This window comes from Rhodopseudomonas sp. B29, assembly GCF_000333455.1.
Classification (GTDB): Bacteria; Pseudomonadota; Alphaproteobacteria; order Rhizobiales; family Xanthobacteraceae; genus Rhodopseudomonas.
In genome coordinates this window covers 1-2183 of the sequence record NZ_BADD01000508.1, presented here as the reverse complement: position 1 = coordinate 2183, position 2183 = coordinate 1, and the positions used below count along the sequence as shown (strand labels likewise).

Below are 2183 nucleotides of genomic sequence, written 5' to 3'. Positions count from 1 at the left end.
GGGCATTGACGGCGGCATCCAGAGCGCGATGCTGCGTCATGTGGGAGATTGACGGACCGACGTGACTCAGCACTCGCGCGACACTCCGCAGTTCTACCTGACGGCCCCCTCGCCGTGCCCGTATCTGCCGGGCCGGCACGAGCGCAAGGTGTTCACCCATCTGGTCGGCGCCAAGGCCGGTGAACTCAACGACCTGCTCACCCATGGCGGCTTCCGCCGCAGCCAGTCGATCGCCTACCGCCCCGCCTGCGACCAGTGCCGTGCCTGTGTCTCGGTCCGCGTCGTCGCCAACGAATTCAAGCCGTCGCGCAACCAGCGCAAGATGATGGCGCGCAATGCCGACATCGTCGGCGAGCAGCGCAATCCGGTGCCGACCTCCGAGCAGTATTCGGTGTTCCGCGCCTATCTCGACCAGCGCCATCGCCACGGCGGCATGGCCGACATGACCGTGCTCGACTACGCCATGATGGTCGAGGACAGCCACGTCCAGACAAGGCTGATCGAGTATCGCAAACGCACCATCGACACCGGCATTACCGGCCGCGGCGGTGACCTCGTTGCCGTGGCGCTGACCGACGTGCTCAACGACGGCCTGTCGATGGTGTACTCGTTCTTCGAACCGGGCGAAGCCCATCGCTCGCTCGGCAGCTTCATGATCCTCGACCACATCGCCCGCGCCCGCCGGCTCGGCCTGCCCTACGTGTATCTGGGCTACTGGATCGAAGGCTCCAAGAAGATGGACTACAAGGGCCGCTACCTGCCCCAGCAGCGCCTCGCCCCCAGCGGCTGGCTCCGCGTCGATGCCACCGGCCAGATGGAGCCCGAGCCGCAGGATTAGCTGGTTTCTAGAGCAGATCTGCGTCTAATTGAATTACTAACGTCATCCTGAGGCGCCGCGCTGGGCCCCGCGCGGCGCGGCGGGCCTCGAAGGATGGGCCGCAAGCACTTGGCCGCATCCTTCGAGGCGCGCGGTGCGCGCACCTCAGGATGACGATTCAGTACTTGGAGAGGATGCGTCGCTTCAATCGATCAATGACGCGCTCTAGCCTGGATGCAACGAAGCGCAATCCGGGATCAGCGTAGTTATGATCCCAAGAAGTAATCGTGCACCAGCTTGGCGTTCAGCACGATGATGATGGCTGCAATCACCGCGGCGGCACCGGTCAGCCAGCGCGGCGCGACGAAGTAGCCCATCTTGGATTTGCTCGCGGTGAACATCACCAGCGGCACCACTGCGAACGGCAATTGCAGGCTCAGCACCACCTGGCTGAGGATCAGCAATTGTCCGGTGCCCTTCTCGCCGTACCAGATTGTCACCACGACGGCTGGCACGATCGCGATCAGGCGCGTCACCATGCGGCGCAGCCACGGCGCGATCTTGATGCGGATGAAGCCTTCCATCACGATCTGGCCGGCCAGAGTCGCCGTGATGGTCGAGTTCAGGCCGCAGGCGAGCAGCGCGATGCCGAACAGCGTCGGCGCCAGCGCCGAGCCGAGCAGCGGCGCCAGGAAGGCGTGGGCCTGATCGAGTTCAGCCACGTCGGTCTTGCCGGCGTGGTGGAAGGTTGCGGCGGCGAGGATCAGGATCGAGGCGTTGATGGTCAGTGCGAAGGTCAGCGCGATCGTCGAATCGATCGTGGCGAGCTTGATCGCCTCGCGCTTCTCCGCGACGCTGTCGCCATAGCCGCGGGTCTGCACCAGGCCGGAATGCAGATAGAGATTGTGCGGCATCACCGTGGCGCCGAGAATGCCGAGCGCCAGATACAACATGCCCGGTTCGGTGATGATCTTGGTGGTCGGCGCAAAGCCGCGGATCACCGCGGCCCAATCCGGATTGGCCATCGCGATCTGAATAGCGAAGCACGCCGCGATGACGCCGAGCAGCGCCACTACGAAAGCCTCGATCCAGCGAAAGCCGAACGCCTGCAACGCCAGGATCAGGAACACGTCGATCGCCGTGATCAGCACGCCGATCTCGAGCGGAATGCCGAACAGCAGGTTGAGACCGATCGCGGTGCCGATCACCTCCGCCAGGTCAGTCGCCGTGATGGCGATCTCCGCCGAGATCCACAGCGGCCACGCCACCCATTTCGGATAGGCGTCGCGGCAGGCCTGCGCCAGATCGCGCCCGGCGCCGACTGCAAGCCGGGTGCACAGCGACTGCAGGATCACCGCCATGATGT

The 2183-nt window shown here is 64.7% G+C and carries 2 protein-coding genes; one reads left to right on the top strand and one right to left on the bottom strand.

Going from position 1 to position 2183, the window contains the following annotated elements:
* Positions 1-61 precede the first annotated feature (61 nt).
* Positions 62-838 carry an arginyltransferase gene (locus tag I5M_RS18005; protein WP_022722673.1) on the top strand — a complete coding sequence of 259 codons (777 nt, stop codon included), beginning with the start codon at positions 62-64 and terminating at the stop codon, positions 836-838.
* Positions 839-1083: 245 nt separating this feature from the next.
* Here the strand turns inward: I5M_RS18005 and I5M_RS18000 are convergent.
* On the bottom strand, positions 1084-2183 hold a 1100-nt coding region (locus I5M_RS18000; RefSeq protein WP_031336900.1), incomplete at its 5' end, for an Nramp family divalent metal transporter.